The organism is Sphingobium sp. WCS2017Hpa-17, assembly GCF_031843765.1.
In the GTDB taxonomy this organism is placed as follows: Bacteria; Pseudomonadota; Alphaproteobacteria; order Sphingomonadales; family Sphingomonadaceae; genus Sphingobium.
Map to the genome: position 1 here is coordinate 161374 of NZ_JAVTIV010000006.1, position 17987 is coordinate 179360.

At 64.4% G+C, this 17987-nt stretch carries 18 protein-coding genes and 1 pseudogene; 13 read left to right on the forward strand and 6 right to left on the reverse strand.

Annotated features, from left to right (window positions below; translation table 11 throughout):
* Window positions 1–34: 34 nt before the first annotated feature.
* Entirely contained in the window at window positions 35–277 is a 243-nt protein-coding gene (locus RQH62_RS11775) for a hypothetical protein (protein ID WP_311268946.1), read from the reverse strand.
* Window positions 267–1571 carry an oxygen-independent coproporphyrinogen III oxidase gene (gene hemN / locus RQH62_RS11780; RefSeq protein WP_311268993.1) on the reverse strand — a complete coding sequence of 435 codons (1305 nt, stop codon included), beginning with the start codon at window positions 1569–1571 and terminating at the stop codon, window positions 267–269. Before hemN ends, RQH62_RS11775 begins: the two co-directional genes overlap by 11 nt.
* A 131-nt stretch (window positions 1572–1702) precedes the next feature.
* Between hemN and RQH62_RS11785 the strand changes: the two genes are divergently transcribed.
* Window positions 1703–2365, forward strand: a complete 663-nt coding sequence (locus RQH62_RS11785; RefSeq protein WP_311268947.1) for an OmpW family outer membrane protein — start codon at window positions 1703–1705, stop codon at window positions 2363–2365.
* 189 nt (window positions 2366–2554) lie between these two features.
* Here the strand turns inward: RQH62_RS11785 and RQH62_RS11790 are convergent, their stop codons facing one another.
* Window positions 2555–2905, reverse strand: a complete 351-nt coding sequence (locus RQH62_RS11790; protein ID WP_311268948.1) for a hypothetical protein — start codon at window positions 2903–2905, stop codon at window positions 2555–2557.
* Between the two features lie 133 nt (window positions 2906–3038).
* Here RQH62_RS11790 and RQH62_RS11795 point away from each other — a divergent pair.
* The 12 genes and pseudogenes from RQH62_RS11795 (at window position 3039) to RQH62_RS11850 (ending at window position 14357) form a co-directional block, all read left to right on the forward strand.
* A pseudogene (locus tag RQH62_RS11795) lies at window positions 3039–4194 on the forward strand (sensor histidine kinase).
* 13 nt (window positions 4195–4207) lie between these two features.
* Window positions 4208–4837, forward strand: a complete 630-nt coding sequence (fixJ, locus tag RQH62_RS11800) for a response regulator FixJ (RefSeq protein WP_311268949.1) — start codon at window positions 4208–4210, stop codon at window positions 4835–4837.
* A gap of 473 nt (window positions 4838–5310) precedes the next feature.
* Window positions 5311–6054: a Crp/Fnr family transcriptional regulator gene (locus tag RQH62_RS11805; RefSeq protein WP_311268950.1), complete on the forward strand. Its 744-nt coding sequence runs from the start codon at window positions 5311–5313 to the stop codon at window positions 6052–6054.
* Window positions 6055–6293: 239 nt separating this feature from the next.
* On the forward strand, window positions 6294–7955 hold the full coding sequence (gene ccoN / locus RQH62_RS11810; protein ID WP_311268951.1) for a cytochrome-c oxidase, cbb3-type subunit I: 1662 nt from the start codon (window positions 6294–6296) through the stop codon (window positions 7953–7955).
* Between the two features lie 12 nt (window positions 7956–7967).
* The gene (ccoO, locus tag RQH62_RS11815; protein WP_311268952.1) at window positions 7968–8702 is read left to right on the forward strand and encodes a cytochrome-c oxidase, cbb3-type subunit II; all 735 of its coding nucleotides are present in this window, start codon (window positions 7968–7970) and stop codon (window positions 8700–8702) included.
* A complete protein-coding gene (locus tag RQH62_RS11820) occupies window positions 8699–8869 on the forward strand; it encodes a cbb3-type cytochrome c oxidase subunit 3 (RefSeq protein ID WP_311268953.1) in 171 nt (56 codons plus the stop codon). The genes ccoO and RQH62_RS11820 overlap by 4 nt, the downstream gene beginning before the upstream one ends.
* Complete coding sequence (gene ccoP, locus RQH62_RS11825) at window positions 8862–9773, forward strand: cytochrome-c oxidase, cbb3-type subunit III (protein WP_311268954.1); 912 nt, start codon at window positions 8862–8864, stop codon at window positions 9771–9773. The genes RQH62_RS11820 and ccoP overlap by 8 nt, the downstream gene beginning before the upstream one ends.
* Before the next feature lie 150 nt (window positions 9774–9923).
* Window positions 9924–11351, forward strand: coding sequence for a cytochrome c oxidase accessory protein CcoG (ccoG, locus tag RQH62_RS11830; RefSeq protein ID WP_405053542.1), 1428 nt, complete (start codon window positions 9924–9926; stop codon window positions 11349–11351).
* 3 nt (window positions 11352–11354) lie between these two features.
* The gene (locus tag RQH62_RS11835; RefSeq protein ID WP_311268956.1) at window positions 11355–11819 is read left to right on the forward strand and encodes a FixH family protein; all 465 of its coding nucleotides are present in this window, start codon (window positions 11355–11357) and stop codon (window positions 11817–11819) included.
* A complete protein-coding gene (locus RQH62_RS11840; protein ID WP_311268957.1) occupies window positions 11819–13945 on the forward strand; it encodes a heavy metal translocating P-type ATPase in 2127 nt (708 codons plus the stop codon). Before RQH62_RS11835 ends, RQH62_RS11840 begins: the two co-directional genes overlap by 1 nt.
* Entirely contained in the window at window positions 13942–14085 is a 144-nt protein-coding gene (gene ccoS / locus RQH62_RS11845; protein WP_311268958.1) for a cbb3-type cytochrome oxidase assembly protein CcoS, read from the forward strand. Before RQH62_RS11840 ends, ccoS begins: the two co-directional genes overlap by 4 nt.
* Before the next feature lie 56 nt (window positions 14086–14141).
* Window positions 14142–14357 carry a hypothetical protein gene (locus RQH62_RS11850; RefSeq protein ID WP_311268959.1) on the forward strand — a complete coding sequence of 72 codons (216 nt, stop codon included), beginning with the start codon at window positions 14142–14144 and terminating at the stop codon, window positions 14355–14357.
* Here RQH62_RS11850 and RQH62_RS11855 read toward each other — a convergent pair.
* From RQH62_RS11855 to RQH62_RS11865, 3 genes are read right to left on the reverse strand one after another with little or no spacing between them, the layout of a single operon-like run.
* Complete coding sequence (locus RQH62_RS11855) at window positions 14354–14752, reverse strand: response regulator (RefSeq protein WP_311268960.1); 399 nt, start codon at window positions 14750–14752, stop codon at window positions 14354–14356. The genes RQH62_RS11850 and RQH62_RS11855 overlap by 4 nt on opposite strands.
* Entirely contained in the window at window positions 14749–17265 is a 2517-nt protein-coding gene (locus RQH62_RS11860; RefSeq protein ID WP_311268961.1) for an ATP-binding protein, read from the reverse strand. Before RQH62_RS11860 ends, RQH62_RS11855 begins: the two co-directional genes overlap by 4 nt.
* Window positions 17262–17918, reverse strand: coding sequence for a response regulator transcription factor (locus tag RQH62_RS11865; protein WP_311268962.1), 657 nt, complete (start codon window positions 17916–17918; stop codon window positions 17262–17264). Before RQH62_RS11865 ends, RQH62_RS11860 begins: the two co-directional genes overlap by 4 nt.
* Window positions 17919–17987 lie beyond the last annotated feature (69 nt).

The window sequence follows — 17987 nt, forward strand, 5'->3', positions numbered from 1 at the left end:
TCATAGCATGCGGGTCGCCCTGCGACAATGGTGTCTACAGGTGTGACGGGTCGTCCCACACCAAGTCCTTCTCCCGATCGCCAGCGCATAAAATGACATGGCAGCCGCCGCCCGGCAGGGGTGGCCGGGCCGGCTCGCGATGGCCCGGTGGTAGCCATCCGGGCGGCGGCGTCCCGCAAAAGGGGATGGCGCGCGCATCCGCCGGCACTGGCAGCGCCGCGGCGGCCAGGTTGAGGCATGCCATCGCCGCCAGCCATGGTGCGGCGCTAGACAGCATGGCTGAACCGCTTTTCCTCGACCGCCAGATAGGCGTCGAAGCGCGCCGCGATGGCGCGGGCATAGGGCCGCGCGGCGGGCGTCAGCAATACGCGCCTCTCGCTGCACTGGACCAGTCCCAGCGCTGCGAAACTGGACAGGTCGGGCATCGGCGTCGCGCCGACATGCGCCTCTCCCCGGCAAAGCAGCGCCTCGATGATATGGCTGCGTTGCCGATCCTCACCGTCACGTGCCACGCCCCGCGTGGCGGGCAGGCGGCCAGCGGCAATCGCCTCGCGATACGGACCAGCGCGCTTTTCATTCTGGATCAGCAGGTCGGGAAAGGCGCTGATCGCGCTTGCTCCCATGCCGATCAGAACATCGGCATCGTCCTCGGTAAAGCCCTGAAAATTGCGCCGCAGCCGCCCGTCGCGCGCGGCCTGCGCCAGACTGTCGCCCGGCAAAGCAAAATGGTCGAAGCCGATCGCCTGATAGCCCGCCGCGACCAGCCTATCATGCCCTTGCGCCGCCATGGCGAACCGGCTTGCAAGATCGGGCAGGTCGCTGGCGTCGATCCGCTGCTGGCGCGGCAGCAGGCGCGGCATATGGGCATAGCCGAACAGCGCGATTCGCGCCGGTGCCATGGCGATGCTGGCGTCGAGCGTCGCGGTCAGATCGTCTATCACCTGCCCCGGCAGGCCGTACATCAGGTCGAACCCAACGGACACGTCGGCACGGGCGAACCCCTCCACCGCGCGTTCCACCAAGTCGTGTGGCTGGACCCGGCCGATCCGCGCCTGCACCGCCGGGGTGAAGGTCTGTACGCCCAGATTGACCCGGTCCACCCCCATGGCCGCCATCGCCGCAATCCATGGGCCATCCAGCCGGCGCGGGTCCAACTCGACCGAGATATGCGCGTCCCCCGCATCGAAGCAGCGGGTCAGCTGCTGCAAGAAGCGGATGAAATCGACCAGCGGCAGCGAATTGGGGCTGCCCCCGCCAAAGGCGATGCGCCGCACCCGCCCGCATCCGCCCAGCCGGGCGGCGACCATCGCCATCTCCCGCTCCAGCGCCTCGACATAGGCGGTCAGCCGCTGGGTGCGATTGGCCGCGCCGGTGTTGCAGCCGCAATACCAGCATATGTCATGGCAATAGGGGATGTGGACATAGAGCGACAGCGGCGTGTCCGGCTCCAGCGCGTCCAGCCGTGCCAGCAGGTCCGCCTCCCCCACGGCGTCGCTGAACTGGGCGGCGGTGGGATAGCTGGTGTAGCGCGGCACCGGCCGGGCGAGCAGATCGGGATGATAGGTCCACATGGCGGCCGGATCGCACGGGCGCCACTTCCACGCATTGCGCCACATCAAATTGCAGCTTGCGCCGGATCAATGCCGGGCTGATCGGCCGGGCGCAAAGGGCAGTCACCAACCGGAAGGGAAGGAGACTCCTAATGAACAGGAAAGCCATTTTGCTGGGCGCCGCCGCCATCGTCGGCGGGCTCGCCACCCCGGCACAGGCGAAGCAGGGCGATGTGCTGATCCGCGTGCGCGGCATCATGGTCGCCCCCAATGAAAAGAGCGGCAGCGTGCTGCCCGGCTTCCCCGGCGAAAAGGTGAGCGTCGACAATGCGGTGACGCCCGAAGTCGACTTCACCTGGATGGCGAGCGACCATGTCGGTTTCGAACTGATCGCCGCGACCACCAGACATTCCGCCAGCGGCCGCAGCGGCACGACCGGTTCGATCGGCAAGCTGGCATCGACCTGGGTGCTGCCGCCGACGCTGACGGCCCAATATCATTTCCTGCCCGAAGGCAAGATCCGCCCCTATGTCGGCGCGGGCGTCAACTATACGCTCTTCTACAATGAGGATGCGTCGAGCGGTCTGGAGGGCGCGGTCGGCAGGACGAAGGTGCATATGTCCGACAGCTTCGGCTGGGCGGCGCAGGCGGGCGTCGACATCGACCTCAACGACCGCATGTTCCTCAATATCGACGTCAAATATATCGACATCGACACCACCGCGCGCCTGTCCACCACGGCGGCGGGCGTGCAGAAGGTGCGCGTCAACCTCGACCCGCTGGTGGTGGGCGTGGGCGTCGGGTTCAAACTGTGAGGAGAGGGGGGCGGCGGTCCGGTCGGGCCGCCGCCGGCCAATTGGCCGCTCGCAATGACGAAGGGATCAAAGCCGCGCGCTTTAAATATGATCCGTTCGTCCTGAGCCTGTCGAAGGACGTTGCCCAACGTCCTTCGACAGGCTCAGGACGAACGGAAATCAGGTGATCCAAATTTAACGCTCGATGCTCTAAATGGACCCGACGGCCTTCACTTCAAAAGGCATCCCTTCGCCGCCCGGCTCGATCAGCGTCAGATGACTACCCGACCGGATCATCGTCGCCTCCAGCCGGTATGGCGCCTCATGCGGATTGTATGTCAGCGCCCATCCCTCCGCCGTGCGCAGCAAATGGCCGTGCCGGTCCGGCTCGTTGGGCCAGAAGCGGCGCACGGTCGCATATTCGGGATGATGGCGATATTCCTGCTCGTCGATCCGCCCGTCCGGCCCCAGCGGCAGCCGCATCACATAGCTGCGCGCGGCCGAGCCATTGGGGAAGGCGGGCGTGCGGGCAAGTTCCAGGCGTATCGTGGTCCAGGTCATGCTGCCCTGTCTGACCGCTTCCGCTGCCACGCGAAATACGGACTATCCCGGATGGCGGGCATGGACGCGGGCGCCTAACCGGATCAGGGTCGCCACTCTTGCTGGCGCAGGCAAAGGACGGCATGATTCCCCGATGGCAGTAGCGGACGACGACACCGACGGATTGGGCATGCGCGACCATAGTCTGGAACAGGCGCTGCTGGGGTCGATCCTGACCACCGTGCCCGATGCACTGATCGTCATCGACATGCGCGGACGGATCGTATCGTTCAGCCCGGCGGCGCAGCGCATGTTCCAATATGCCGAAGGCGATGTGCTGGGGGGGGAATATCTCCATGCTGATGCCATCGCCCGATCGCGAACGGCATGATGGCTATATCGACCATTATCTTACCACCGGCGAACGGCGCATCATCGGCATCGGCCGGCTGACCAGCGCGCGGCGGCGGGATGGATCGACTTTCCCCATCGAATTGTCGGTGGGGGAAGTGGAGACGGAAGGACGCCGTCTTTTCACCGGCTTCATCCGCGACCTGACCGAACGGCAGCAGGCGGAACGGCGCGTCGCCGATTTGCAGGCCGAACTCGCCCATGCCGGGCGCGTCACCGCCATGGGCACGCTGGCCGCCGCGCTGGCGCATGAACTGAACCAGCCGCTGACCGCTATCGCCAATTATATGGAGGCGGGGCGCGATCTGCTGGATGGGGATGGCCCCGTCGACCGCGACATGTTGCGCGAGGCGATGAACGAAAGCGCTGGGCAGGCGCTACGGGCCGGGGAAATCATCCGCTCGCTGCGCGAATTCATCAAGCGCGGCGAAACCATGCGCCAGCCCGAACCCTTGCGCGGATTGCTGGCGGAGGGGGCGGCTCTGGCCTTCATCGGCATCGACAGCCGGGGCATCGACATGGACGTCAGCGTCGATCCTGCCATCGACAGGGTGTTCGTGAACCGGGTGCAATTGCAGCAGGTGGTCATCAACCTCGTCAAAAATGCGGTGGAGGCGATGCAGGACAGCCCGGTCCGCATCCTGCGCGTGACCGCAACCCCCGCCACCGACGCACCGGGCAAGGTGGAGGTGATCGTCGCCGACAGCGGACCGGGGCTGGACCCGGACATGTCGCGCACGCTCTTCACCCCCTTTTCCACCACCAAGGCGCGCGGCATGGGCGTGGGCCTGTCGATCAGCCAGACCATCGTGGAGGGGCATGGCGGCCGCATCTGGGCTGCGCCCTCGCCATGGGGCGGCACCGCCTTCCACTTCACCCTCGATATCGCCGAAGACTGAGCCGGAGACGCGCATGAGCGAGCCCTATCCCATTTATGTCGTCGATGATGACGATGCGATCCGCCGGTCGCTATCCTTCATGCTCAAGACGAGCGGCTATGCCGTCCGCCTGTTCGAAGGGGGGCATACCTTCCTGAAGGAGGCGGCCGATCTGCCGCCCGGCTGCGTGCTGCTGGACGTGCGCATGCCCGATATCGACGGCATGGCGGTGCAGCAGGAGCTGCGCGCGCGTGGCGTGATGCTGCCGGTCGTCATCATGACCGGCCATGGCGACATCGACATGGCGGTCGCCGCAATGAAGGCGGGCGCCAGCGACTTCATCGAAAAGCCGTTCGAGAAAGCCGCGCTGATCGCCTGTATCGAGGCCGCGCACCGCCAGTCGATCGCCGCGCGGGGCGCGAGCGCCCGCGCGCAGGAGGCACAGGCGCGATTGAACATACTGACCGACCGGGAACGCGACGTGCTGAACGGGCTGGTCGAGGGGCTGCCCAACAAGAGCATCGCCTATGATCTGGGCATCAGCCCCAGGACGGTCGAAATCCACCGCGCCAATCTGATGCAGAAGCTGGAGGTCAAGAGCCTCGCCGAAGCCCTGCGCATCGCGTTTCACGCAAGTGAGGGCGTGGAAGTGGCGGGCGGGTAGCGGCGATTTTGAGACGTTCCTTCTCCCTCGGAGGGAGAAGGATACGAAGCCTTACCGCAGAGCGGTTAGGCGAAGTTGGATGAGGGGGATTGGCGCAAGATTGGCCTACTGCCGTGAGGTTATCCCCCTCACCCAGCTACGACTAGGCAACAAGTTGCCAAGTCTACGCAGCCTCGGCCAGAGGCACGTGACTCTGGCCGACCCTCAAGGGAGAGGGGTAAGAAACGTCCCCTCACCACCCAAATCCGCCATAGCCGACTCTGTCCTATCATCGCTGCACTTGCTATAAGCGCGCTGGGTTACTCCGCACCGCTCTCGCAACAAAATTTCCAACAGTTGTTCGCAAATGTCGCATTCAGCGGGAAATGTGCGAAGTTAAGCGCGCTATTTCCTATTCGGCATCGTCCGATCTCACCCGCCTTTAAGGACATTTACGGATAGGTCGCGACCTGCGCGCCCGTCATGCACCGGGCATGGATATGCGATTTGACATGGCGCAAAATGTCGCCCCTCCGCCCATGGCCCGTCCCTGTAGCGGCCAGTCCTGCGACGCCTGCGTGGTGCGCGACCATGCCATCTGCGCGGACCTCAATGACGGCGATCGGGAGGCGCTCAGCCGGATCGGGCGGCGCGTCACGCTTCAGGCCGGGCAGACGGTGATGTGGGAAGGGGACGACAGCACCGTCGTCGCCAATGTGATCGAAGGGACGCTGAAACTCGCCACCTCCACCGGCGACGGGCGCGAGCAGATCGTGGGCGTGGTCTATGCGTCCGATTTCATCGGTCGCCCCTTCGGTGCGCGCACGCCGCATAGCGTGACCGCACTGACCGACGCGCGGCTCTGCCTGTTTCCGCGCGGCAGTTTCGACGGTTTTGCGATGCGCCATGGCGAATTGCAGCACCGGTTGCTTCAGCGGACGCTCGACGACCTCGACCGTACCCGCGACTGGATGCTGCTGCTGGGCCGCAAGACTGCGCGGGAAAAGGTCGCGACCTTCCTGCTCGACATGGGGCGGCGGCTGCGTGCGGACGCGGACGGGGTGATCGCACTGCCCCTGTCGCGCCAGCAGATCGCCGACATATTGGGCACCACCATCGAAACCGTCTCGCGCCAGATGACCGAGCTGAAGCGCACGGGCGTCATCGACCTGATCGGCCGGCGCGGCGTAAGGCTGGTGGATGCAGGCGCGCTGGAGGCTTTGGCCGACGCGGGTTAGCCCAATGTCCGTTCGGGCTGAGCGAAGTCGAAGCCCTTCATTGAGCAGAGCGAAATGTCTTCGCTTCGCTCAGACTTGCCCTTCGACTTCGCTCAGGGCGAACGGATGATTGGCAACTGACCCACCTCCCTACGCACTATCCCGTAAAGACCGCGCCGCCCGCTTTTGACAGGGATCAAGGCATAAGCGCGGCGCCTGTCCGATGGAGCGCCGCAAAGAGCTGATGCGGGGACAAGGCCATGGACAGATTGGTGATGCGGACGGGCGGCTGGTTCGCGGTGGCGCTGATCGCCTTTGCGGCGATGCTGGGCGCGCGCGACAGCGGATTTGCCGTCCATATGGGGATTGTGAGCGCGACCGCGCTGGGACTGGTCATCTATGCCATGCGCAGCGCCGACTATGCGGGCTTTGCGCGGGGCCTCATGAAAATGCCCGCCGATCAGGGCAGATATTATGACGACGTCATCCGCTGGGGCGTGATCGCGACGGTCTTCTGGGGCCTCGCCGGCTTTCTGGCGGGCCTCTATATTGCGCTCCAGCTGGCCTTCCCGGCGCTCAACCTCGGCCTTGAATATACCAGCTTCGGACGCCTGCGTCCGCTACATACATCGGCGGTCATCTTCGCCTTTGGCGGCAATGCGCTGATCGCGACCAGCTTCTATGTCGTGCAACGCACCTGCCGCGCGCGGCTTTTCTCGCCCAAACTCGCCGACTTCGTCTTCTGGGGCTATCAGCTCTTCATCGTGCTGGCCGCGACCGGCTATCTGATGGGCATCACCGAGGGCAAGGAATATGCCGAGCCGGAATGGTATGTCGATCTGTGGCTGACGATCGTCTGGGTCTGCTATCTGATCGTCTTCGGCGGCACCGTCATCAAGCGGTCCGAGCCGCATATCTATGTGGCGAACTGGTTCTATCTCGCCTTCATCCTGACGATCGCGATGCTGCACATCGTCAACAATCTGTCGATGCCGGTCAGCCTGCTCGGCTCCAAAAGCTATAGCGCCTTTGCCGGGGTACAGGATGCGCTGACGCAATGGTGGTACGGCCATAATGCGGTGGGCTTCTTCCTGACCGCCGGCTTCCTGGCCATGATGTATTATTTCGTACCCAAACAGGCGGAACGGCCGGTCTACAGCTATCGCCTGTCGATCATCCATTTCTGGTCGCTGATCTTCCTCTATATCTGGGCGGGGCCACACCACCTCCATTACACCGCGCTGCCCGACTGGGCGCAGACGCTGGGCATGGTCTTTTCGATCATGCTGTGGATGCCCAGTTGGGGCGGCATGATCAACGGCCTGATGACGCTGAACGGCGCATGGGACAAGATCCGCACCGATCCGATCATCCGCATGATGGTGATGGCGCTGGCCTTCTACGGCATGTCCACCTTCGAAGGGCCAGTCATGTCGGTAAAGGCGGTCAACAGCCTGTCCCACTATACCGACTGGACCATCGGCCATGTGCATAGCGGCGCATTGGGCTGGAACGGCCTCATCACCTTCGCCTGCCTCTATTATCTGACGCCGCGCCTGTGGAAACGGGAACGGCTCTACTCGCTGCGCCTCGTTAACTGGCACTTCTGGCTCGCGACGCTGGGGATCGTCCTTTACGCCGCCGCCATGTGGGTTGCGGGCATCATGCAGGGGTTGATGTGGCGCGAATATGGGGCCGACGGCTATCTCGTCTACAGCTTCTCCGAAGTCGTGAGCGCGATGCTGCCCATGTATCTGATCCGCGCGGCGGGCGGTCTGCTGTACCTCAGCGGCGCGATCATCATGGCCTGGAACATCGGCATGACCATCGCGGGCAAACCCCTGCGCGAAGAGAAGCCGATGCGCGGCGCGGCCTATGATGCCGGCGCCGACAAGCCTCTCATCGCTGCCCAGCCTGCATAAGGAGACGCCATCATGGCTTCCAAATTCTTCGACCATGGCAAGCTGGAGCGGAATATCTCGCTGCTGGGCATTGCCTCCCTCATCGTCGTCGCCATCGGTGGCATCGTGGAAATCGCGCCGCTCTTCTGGATCGACAATACGATCGAGAAAGTGGAGGGCATGCGCCCCTATACCCCGCTCGAACTGGCGGGCCGGAACATCTATATCCGCGAAGGCTGCTACAACTGCCACAGCCAGATGATCCGCCCCTTCCGCGACGAGACGGAACGCTATGGCCATTACAGCCTGGCGGCGGAGAGCATGTACGACCATCCCTTCCAATGGGGGTCGAAACGCACCGGGCCGGATCTTGCCCGCGTGGGCGGTCGCTATTCCGACGAATGGCATGTCCAGCATTTGAAAGACCCGCGCGCCGTGGTGCCGGAGTCCATCATGCCAACTTATCCCTTCCTCGCCGAGCGAGAGTTGAAGGCAGGCGATATGCGCGACGACCTGACCGCACTGACGCGGGTGGGTGTCCCCTATAGCAAGGATGATGTGGCCAAGGCCAATGACGACCTGAAGGCGCAGGCCGATCCTAATGCCGACGCCGCCGACCTGCTCAAACGCTATCCCAAGGCGCAGCAGCGCGATTTCGACGGCAATCCCGCCAAGCTGACCGAGATGGATGCACTGGTCGCCTACCTCCAGATGACCGGCACCTTGGTCGATGTGGACGCCGCCAAGCCCCAGGAGACGCCGCGATGAGCTACGACGCCTTGCGCCACTTCGCCGACAGCTGGGGGCTGGTCTTCATGGGGGCGACCTATCTCGTCCTCGTCGGCTGGCACTTCCTGCCGCGTGGCCGCCGGCACAGCCGCGACGCCGCCACGATGATCTTCAAGAATGACCATATAGAGGCCGACCATGGCTGACGGACAGGACAAGACAATCGACGTCGCCACCGGCACCGAACTCAAAGGGCATGAGTGGGACGGCATCGCCGAACTGGATACGCCGCTGCCGCGCTGGTGGCTGTGGACTTTCTACGCGACCATCATCTTCGCCATCGGCTATGTGATTGCCTATCCGGCGATCCCGATGTTGCACGATTATACGCGTGGGGTTTTGGGCTGGTCGAGCCGAGGGGCGCTGGACAAGGAACTGGCGGCGCGCGAAGCGGAAGTCGCGCCGTTGCGGCGGGCGATCGCCGATACGGCCATCACCGACCTGTCCGCCAAGCCGCAACTGATGCAGGCAGCGGTCGAGGGCGGGCGCGCCGCGTTCAAGGTCCATTGCGTCCAGTGCCATGGCTCCGGTGCGGCGGGCGCGAAGGGCTATCCCAATCTCAACGATGACGACTGGCTGTGGGGCGGCGACCTCACCACGATCGAAAAGACGATCACCGACGGCGTGCGCAACCCCGACCACGCCGAAACGCGCGTATCGATGATGCCCGCCTTCGGCCGTGACCAGTTGCTGACCAGCGCACAGATCAACGATGTCGTCGCCCATGTCCGAGTCATCAGCCGTCAGGACAAGGCGAGCGCGGCGTCGCAGCGCGGCGCACAGGTCTTCGCCGACAATTGCGCGGTTTGCCATGGCCCGGATGGCAAGGGCAACCGAGCGCTGGGTGCGCCGAACCTGACCGACGGCATCTGGCTCTATGGCGGCGACGCGGAGACGATCCATGAAACCGTGAGGAACAGCCGTCAGGGCGTGATGCCGCGCTGGGACGACAAGCTGGACAAGGCCACGATCCGCATGCTCGCGACCTATGTCCACAGCCTGGGCGGGGGTGAATCGACGCCAGCGGAAGCAGGCCATGCGGCACAGTGAGGCATTCCTCCCCGGCACGGGGAGGTGGCAGCCCGAAGGGCTGACGGAGGGGGCTAGCCTTCGGACGCAAATTTGGCGTCTGGGGGCACGCCCCCTCCACCACTGCTTCGCGGCGGTCCCCCTCCCCGTATCGGGGAGGAGAGGATGCTGATGCCGACCGGCGCGTCCGACCTCTACGAAAAGCGCAAGGGTGTCTATCCCAAGGCGGTCGATGGTTTCTATCGGCGCCTCAAATGGGCGATCATGGCGGTGACGCTGGCGATCTACTGGGGCACGCCCTGGCTGCGCTGGGATCGCGGGCCTTACGCGCCCGATCAGGCGGTGCTGGTCGATCTGGCACACCGACGCTTTTACATGTTCGCGATCGAAATCTGGCCGCATGAATTTTACTATGTCGCCGGGCTGCTCATCATGGCCGGGATCGGGCTGTTTCTGGTGACGTCGGCGGTGGGCCGGGCATGGTGCGGCTATGCCTGCCCGCAAACGGTGTGGACCGACCTGTATCAGCATGTCGAGCGCGCGATCGATGGCGACCGTAATGCGCAGATCCGGCTGGCGAAGGCACCTTGGAGCGCGGCGAAGCTGGCCCGCCGCCTTGCCAAATGGAGCATCTGGCTGGCCATCGCCTTCGCCACCGGCGGCGCCTGGATCTTCTACTTCGCCGATGCGCCCGGCCTTAGCCATGCATTCTGGACCGGCGGCGCTGCGCCGGTGGCTTATGCCACCGTGGCCGTGCTGACCGCGACGACTTTCCTGCTGGGCGGCTTCATGCGGGAACAGGTGTGCATCTATATGTGCCCCTGGCCACGTATTCAGACCGCCATGCTGGACGAAACCTCGCTGGTCGTCACTTATAAGGACTGGCGCGGCGAAAAGCGCGGGAGTGTGAAGAAGGCGCAGGCCAGTCCCGACCTCTTCGGCGACTGTATCGACTGCAACCAGTGCGTTGCGGTATGCCCGACCGGTATCGATATTCGCGATGGCGCACAGGTCGGCTGCATCACTTGCGCCTTGTGCATCGATGCCTGTGACACGGTGATGGCGCAGGTCGGGCGGCCACGCGGCCTGATCGACTATTGCACGCAGGAGGATGCGGAAGCGGAAAAAATGGGTGCAGCGCCCAAGCCTGTTCTGAAAACGCTGCTCCGCCCACGCACTCTTGCCTATGCGACGGTATGGGTGTCGATCGGCGCGGCGATGCTGTTCGCGCTGGGCGCGCGTACCCGGATCGACATCGCCGCGCAGCAGGATCGCAACCCGATCTTCGTGCGCCTGTCCGACGGGGCGATCCGCAACGCTTATATGGTCAAGATCCGCAATATGGAGGCGCGGCCCCGCCCGGTGACGGTCGCCGTCGAGGGGCTGTCCGGCGCGATGCTGTGGACCGACGCCATGCCGCGCGAGCAGGCCGCAACCACCGTCACTGCTACCGTTCCCGCCGACAGCGTGGCCAAGCTGCGCCTCTTCATCGCTGCGCCCGCCGCCGGCACCGCCCGCCAGGACTTTACCTTCACCGTCCGCGCCACCGATCGCGAAGGCGGCGGCGACCATGAACTCGCCCGTTTCGAAAGGCCCTAAGCCATGCAGACCCGACCCGTCCGACGCTTCACCGGCTGGCACATGACCGGCCTATTGGTCGCCTTCTTTGCCGTGGTGATCGCCGTGAATGTCCTGATGGCGACCATCGCGGTGCGTTCCTTTGGCGGCACGGTGGTCGACAATAGCTATGTCGAAAGCCAGAAGTTCAATCGCTATCTGGCGCAGGCGCGGGTGCAGGACCGGCTCGGCTGGCAGGATGATATAGTGCTGGATGCGGACCGCCATGTCGCGCTGACGCTGACCGATGCGAAGGGCGTGGCGGTGACGGGCGTCCGGATCGATGCGGTAGCGGAGCATCCGCTGGGCCGAGCGCCCGATATACAGCTTATGTTCCATGAGGCGGCGGCGGGGCACTATGTCAGTGACGCCCGCCTGCCCGCCGGGCGCTGGCAGGTCCGCGCCGACATCGATCATGGCGAACAGCATCTGTTGCGGGAGGTTTTCTGATGGCGACCCAACCTCTTGTTGCGGACGCTATCGCGCCCGCCAGCGTCGAAAGCCTGTTCGCCGTCCCCGCGCTGCATTGCGCAAGCTGCATCGCCAAGATCGAACAAGAACTTGCCAAAGTGCCGGGGATCGACGGCGCGCGGGTTAACATGACCGCCAGGCGCGTCGCCATTCGCCATGATCCGATGCTGGATTCGCCCGCACTTAAGGCGGCGATCGCCGCGATCGGCTTCGACGCCGAACCGCTGGCCGATCCGGGTGTCGATGTTGCGGCAGACGAGAACCGTGCATTGATCCGGGCATTGGCGGTGTCGGGCTTTGCCGCGATGAACATCATGCTGCTGTCCGTGTCCATCTGGTCCGGGGCGGACGGGGCGACGCGGCAGATGTTCCATTGGCTGTCCGCGCTGATCGCGCTGCCGACGGTCGCCTATGCCGGCCAACCCTTCTTTCGCTCCGCCTTCGCCGCCGTGCGGCAGGGGCGCACCAATATGGACGTGCCGATCAGCATTGGGGTGCTGCTGACGACCGGGATGAGCCTGTATGAGACGCTGACGGGCGGCGATCATGCCTGGTTCGACGGGGCGGTGATGCTGCTCTTCTTCCTGCTGGCGGGCCGATGCCTGGACAGCATGATGCGGGCGCGGGCGCGCGCCGGGGTGGCGGCTTTGCTGAAACAAAGTGCGCCGGGCGCGCTGGTGCTGGACGGGCAGGGGCATAGCCATTGGACGAAGGCCTCCGACTTGCGACCGGGGATGCACATGCTGGTCGCGGCGGGGGAACGACTGGCGGCGGACGGGCGCGTAGTCGAAGGCGTATCGGGCATGGACGTCGCCTTCCTGACCGGCGAGAGTGCGCCTGTCCGCGCCGGCCCCGGCGATCTGGTGCAGGCCGGCGCGCTGAATGTCGACGGGCCGATCCATGTCATGGTCACGGCGGCGGGCGCCGATACGGTGATCGCCGATATCGCCCGGTTGATGGAGCAGGCGGGGCAGGGCAGGTCGCGCTATGTGCGGCTGGCCGACCGAGCCGCGCGGCTCTACGCGCCGTGCGTGCATCTGCTGGCGGCGCTGTCCTTCGCAGGGTGGATGATGGCCGGCGCGGGCGTGCATCAGGCGTTGCTGATCGCCGTCGCGGTGCTGCTCATCACCTGTCCTTGTGCGCTGGGGCTGGCGGTGCCGGCGGCGCAGGTGGTGGCCTGCGGCGCGCTGATGCGGCGCGGCGTGCTGGTGAAGGATGGATCGGCGCTGGAACGGTTGGCCGAGGTGGACGAAGTCGTGTTCGACAAGACCGGCACGCTGACGCTGGGGCGGCCGGTGCCGCGCGATCTCGACCGACTGGATGCGCAGGACAGGGCTATCCTGCTCGCGCTGGCATGCGTCAGTCGCCATCCGCTCAGCAATGCGCTGCGGCAGGCACTGGACGGGGGCGAGGCGGCCGCGATCGAGAATGTGCGCGAGATTGCCGGTGAAGGCATATTTGCGCGCCATGGGCATGAAAATGTGTCGCTCGCCCGGCCGCGCAGCCTTATCAGCTTGTTCGGTCTAGCCAGCGAATATCGGCGGGGCGACCATGCGATCTTACTCGGCTTTGCCGATACGCTGCGGCCCGATGCGATTGAGGTCGTGGCGTCGCTGCGCGCGGATGGACTAACGATCCTGATTGCCAGCGGTGATCGGCCCGAAGCGCTGGAAGATGTCGCGCGCGCGACCGGCACGACCGCGATCGGCCATCTGCGCCCCGCCGACAAGCTGGCGCTGATCGAACGGCTGAAGCGGCGCGGGCAGAAGATATTGATGGTCGGCGACGGCCTCAATGACGGGCCTGCGCTGGCGGCGGGGCATGCCAGCATGGCGCCCGCATCGGCCAGCGATGCCAGCCAGCTGACTGCCGACGCCGTCTTCCTGGGCGACAGGCTGGCGCCCGTAGTGGTCACTCTGCGCGTTGCGCGCCGGACGGTGCAGGTAGTGAAGCAGAATTTTGGCCTCGCCATCGGCTATAATATCCTGGCGGTGCCGCTGGCGATCGCGGGCAAAGTCACGCCTTTGGTGGCTGCGGTGGCCATGTCGCTCTCCTCCCTGATCGTCGTCGCCAATGCCCTGCGCCTGAACGGGAGTGCGAAATGACTGGCCTCGTCCTCCTCATTCCCATCGCCCTGATGTGCGGACTGGTGGCGCTTGGCGCTTTCTTCCTGGCGCTACGGAGCGGCCAATATGACGATTTGGACGGGGCTGCCATGCGGATGCTGGCCGATGGGGATGAATGATTGATCCGGAACTCGTGCCGTTGCCCCCTGTTGTCTCTCTATGAAGGAGATATGGGATGCACAAGGAACGGGAAGATGGCGAGGTCGTCACCCATGTGTCGGAAACGGAAGCGCGCAGCGGATCGCACACACGGGTGACACGCAATATATTGGTGGTCAGCCTTGTGCTGGTGATCGCGGTGCTGGCCATCGCCATGGGCTTTGGCTTTTTCGAGACGGATCAGACCGGTGCCGATCAGGTCAATGGCAATGTGATTCAGGAGGTCGGCTAGGGTTGCGAGCCAGTCACAAACGTACGGACGCTGCTGGCCAGGGTCAGCGGGTTGAACGGTTTTAATATCACGCCCTTGGCGCCGGCTTCGTGATAGCTTTGCACGTCGGCCTCGCGCGCGCGCGCGGTGACGAAGATAAAGGGCTTGTCGGCAAAACCGGGCAGGTCGCGCAGCTCGACCATCAGGGTGGGGCCATCCATGCGCGGCATCATCACGTCCAGCATGACGAGGTCGGGTCGCCAGCCGTCTGTTTTCGCTGCATGCAATGCTTCCGCCCCATCGGCGCAAAGGCGCAATTCGATGCCGGGATCGAGCGCGAGCGACAATTTGACGATGTGCCGGATATCCTTGTCGTCATCGACATAGAGAATGCGCAATCTGTCCGCTTCGCTCATGCTCCCTCGTCTCCTGCTCCCTTGGCATGGCGGGTCGCGACCACACGGCGCACCGTTGCCTTGAGATCGGGCAGCGATGTGCGCGACTTGACCAATATGGCGTCGATCTGTCCCGCAATTTCCACGTCGATGTCATGCGCGGAATAGATGATGGTGGGAATGGCCACGCCCTGTTCGTCCACCAGGTCGGGCAGCAGATCGAGGCCTAGCCCCCTTTCCAGATGGACATCCAATATCGCCAGATGCGGCGTTTCGACGCGGAGCAGCGCGCGCGCCTCTGCCAGCGTCGTCGCCTTGAGGATATAGGCAATGCCCTTGAGCGCGGAGGCCGTGATTTCCAGCGTGTCCTGGTCATCGTCCAGATGCAGTACGGTCGGCCGGTCGATCCCGGAATGGCGAAAGGACGCAGCGATCGCGGCCTTGAGGCGGCTGGGGTCGATCGGTTTGTCGATCCAGTCGACCAGATCGAGGGAAAGCGGCGCGGCTTCATCGCCGGCCGGGGTTGACACCATCAGGATCGACAACTCCTTCGGCCCCTCGATCCGCCGCACTTCGCGAGCAAAATGAAAGGCATCGGCGTCGTCGAGCGCCATGTCGAGCAGCAGTAGATTATAGCCATTGGCGGTGATCGCATCCCGTGCAGCGCGGGCGGTGGTGACGACCCGGCAGGCATAGCCTTCTTCCGACAGTTGCGATTGCAACTGCCGGGCGATGGCAGGGTTGCTTTCGCAGATGAGGATGCTGGCGCTGCCGTCCCTGTCGGTCAGGCGGTCGCGGGGGATGGAGACGGGCAGCATGACTGGCAGGGAGAAGGCGAAACGGGTACCGCCGCCCGCGACATCCTCGAACCACAATTCGCCGCCATGCTGGCTGACGATCTCGCGCGCGATGGCGAGGCCAAGGCCTGTGCCGGGCGCCGCCGTATCGGCGTCGGCGCGTTCGAACCGGCCGAAAATCCGCGACCGGAATTCCTGCGGGATGCCCGGCCCTTGGTCGTCGACATAGACGGTCGCGCGGCGACCGTCCGCGCTGCGGCGCAGGCCAACCGTGACCTTGCTGCCCTCCGGCGCAGCCTTGACCGCGTTGGACAGGAGGTTGGTGACTACCTGCAACAGGCGTTCCTCGTCGGCCTGGATCATCACGGGTTCGTCGGCGACGGCCCGGTGCAGCGTCGCTCCGGCGGCATGGACCAGACCGCCATTATCGTCGCAGGCGCGCATCAGCACATGATGTAGATCGGTCGGGACCAGGGTCATGCGCAGCTTGCCTGAATCGATCCTGTCGATGTCGAGCATGTCGTTGATAAGACGGATGAGCCGTTGCGCGTTGTTTTCGGCGATGGCAACCAGGCCGGCTTGCTCTTCCTGAAGATGGTTGCCCGTATCCAGCCGCAACAGTGCCAATGCGCCGACGATCGACGTCAGCGGTGTGCGCAATTCGTGGCTAACGGTGGAGATAAGATCATCCTTGAGCCGTTCGATCCGCTTACGCTGGACGATGTCACGCAGCGACATGACGATATGGTCGCCATCGGGCAGTGGCATCAGGCCGAGGGCGATGTCGACGGGCAGCAGGCGGCCGCTGTGATGACGCACCTGCCGATCGGTCCAATAGGGCATTTTCAACTCGCCATCGACCAGCCCGATCCGATCGAGGAAGCTGCCGACGCCAGGTGCGATGTCCGAAATCACGTCGAAATCGCGTCGTGTAAGATCGGCCGGTTCATAGCCCAGCATCTTCGACGCGGCCTTGTTGATCGTTTCGATCGTGCCGCTGGGATTGATGATGATGATCGGATCGATCGTGCTGTCGAGGATTGTCTCGTTACGCTGTGCCGCCGCATATCCGCGCAATTCGATCTGATATTGGGACAGGCGCTGGCGCCACAGGCCCAGCAGCGCGATGGCGAGCGACAGGCTGCTGATCGCGACCAGGATCCACATCACCCGCTGCAACGTCTCGGTGCGGCTGCGATAGGCGATGACACGGGCGTCGCCCATGCGCTGCTCTTCCCGGATCACCATGTCCAATTGATGCTGCAATCGCGCCATCAACCGTTTGCCTTCACCGTCGGTGACGCGCCTGCGTGCGGCTTCCGGCCCTTGGGTGGCGTAGAGGCGCAATACCTCGTCCATTTCCGCGATCTTGGCTTTGGCCAGGCGGTGCAGGCCGGTAAAGCCTGCCCTCTGTACGGGAACGTCACGATAAAGCCTGTCGGCGTTCGCGAAGGCCTGCTCGATATGGGCATGCCATTCGCCATAGCGGGCGGTAAATTCGGGGTCATGGGTGATGACATAGCCGCGCTGACTGGATTCCGCGGCGCGCAACTGGGACAGAATGTCGATCAGCAGCACGCGCCGTTCGAAACTCCTGTCGGCATCCTCACGCAGGCCGTTCCAGCGGCCATATTCGCCGCCCAGCCAGAAGAGAAGGGCGGCCAGGCCCAGTGGCACGAACAGGGCAAGCAGCAGGAAGGGCAGGCCACGCGGAGGACGGGGCGGTGCGCCGTTCATGCCGGGCGCGCGGCCGTGACGTCGCCCAGCAACGGCTGTACTGCCAGCAGCGCCTGCGCCCGGTTGCCGACGTCCAGCTTGCGGAAAATGGCGGTCAGATGCGCTTTGACCGTGGCTTCCGACACGTCGAGATCGGCGGCAATCTGCTTGTTCAGTCGCCCGTCAGACAAAGCGATCAATACACGCAACTGCGCGCCGGACAGGCTGGCGATACGATCGCGCAACGTGCTGCCGTCCCCGGCCGTTTCGGCCGTCGGGAAACAGGTCTGTCCTTCCGCGATACGGCGGATGTCGCGGGCAAGATCGTCGAAGGGGCGGGTCTTGTATAGAAAGCCGGCCGCGCCCAAAGCGCGCGCGCTTTCGACCAAAGTGGCGCTTTCATTGGCAGAAATAAGGGCGATCGGTATTCGCCCCGCTTGATGCTGCAATTGCAGGAAGCCGGAAAAGCCGCGCGCGTCGGGTAGCACGAAGTCCAGCAGAATCAGGCGATATTTGCCATGGCGCGACAGGGAGTCGAGCGCCTCGCTGATCGTGCCGGCCGTATCGACGGTGACGCCGGGCATCGCCGCGCGGGCGGCCATGCCCAGGCCTTCGCGAATCAAGGGGTGATCGTCCGCAATCAATACGCGGCCGCCGGCTATGGTTTCTGCCATCCTCCAGCCTTGTGTTCATTCATTCCAAGAGGAATGTGTTTATGACGCTGTTCCGGACTGTGATGGTAA

Coding starts and splice junctions, on each gene's coding strand:
- RQH62_RS11775 (WP_311268946.1), bottom strand. CDS start 277: ATGCTGTCTAGCGCCGCACCATGGCTGGCGGCGATGGCATGCCTCAAC.
- ccoG (WP_405053542.1), top strand. CDS start 9,924: ATGCCGACCGGCGCGTCCGACCTCTACGAAAAGCGCAAGGGTGTCTAT.
- RQH62_RS11865 (WP_311268962.1), bottom strand. CDS start 17,918: ATGGCAGAAACCATAGCCGGCGGCCGCGTATTGATTGCGGACGATCAC.
- RQH62_RS11785 (WP_311268947.1), top strand. CDS start 1,703: ATGAACAGGAAAGCCATTTTGCTGGGCGCCGCCGCCATCGTCGGCGGG.
- fixJ (WP_311268949.1), top strand. CDS start 4,208: ATGAGCGAGCCCTATCCCATTTATGTCGTCGATGATGACGATGCGATC.
- RQH62_RS11855 (WP_311268960.1), bottom strand. CDS start 14,752: ATGAGCGAAGCGGACAGATTGCGCATTCTCTATGTCGATGACGACAAG.
- ccoS (WP_311268958.1), top strand. CDS start 13,942: ATGACTGGCCTCGTCCTCCTCATTCCCATCGCCCTGATGTGCGGACTG.
- RQH62_RS11790 (WP_311268948.1), bottom strand. CDS start 2,905: ATGACCTGGACCACGATACGCCTGGAACTTGCCCGCACGCCCGCCTTC.
- RQH62_RS11860 (WP_311268961.1), bottom strand. CDS start 17,265: ATGAACGGCGCACCGCCCCGTCCTCCGCGTGGCCTGCCCTTCCTGCTG.
- RQH62_RS11835 (WP_311268956.1), top strand. CDS start 11,355: ATGCAGACCCGACCCGTCCGACGCTTCACCGGCTGGCACATGACCGGC.
- ccoP (WP_311268954.1), top strand. CDS start 8,862: ATGGCTGACGGACAGGACAAGACAATCGACGTCGCCACCGGCACCGAA.
- hemN (WP_311268993.1), bottom strand. CDS start 1,571: ATGTGGACCTATCATCCCGATCTGCTCGCCCGGCCGGTGCCGCGCTAC.
- RQH62_RS11840 (WP_311268957.1), top strand. CDS start 11,819: ATGGCGACCCAACCTCTTGTTGCGGACGCTATCGCGCCCGCCAGCGTC.
- RQH62_RS11805 (WP_311268950.1), top strand. CDS start 5,311: ATGGATATGCGATTTGACATGGCGCAAAATGTCGCCCCTCCGCCCATG.
- ccoO (WP_311268952.1), top strand. CDS start 7,968: ATGGCTTCCAAATTCTTCGACCATGGCAAGCTGGAGCGGAATATCTCG.
- RQH62_RS11850 (WP_311268959.1), top strand. CDS start 14,142: ATGCACAAGGAACGGGAAGATGGCGAGGTCGTCACCCATGTGTCGGAA.
- ccoN (WP_311268951.1), top strand. CDS start 6,294: ATGGACAGATTGGTGATGCGGACGGGCGGCTGGTTCGCGGTGGCGCTG.
- RQH62_RS11820 (WP_311268953.1), top strand. CDS start 8,699: ATGAGCTACGACGCCTTGCGCCACTTCGCCGACAGCTGGGGGCTGGTC.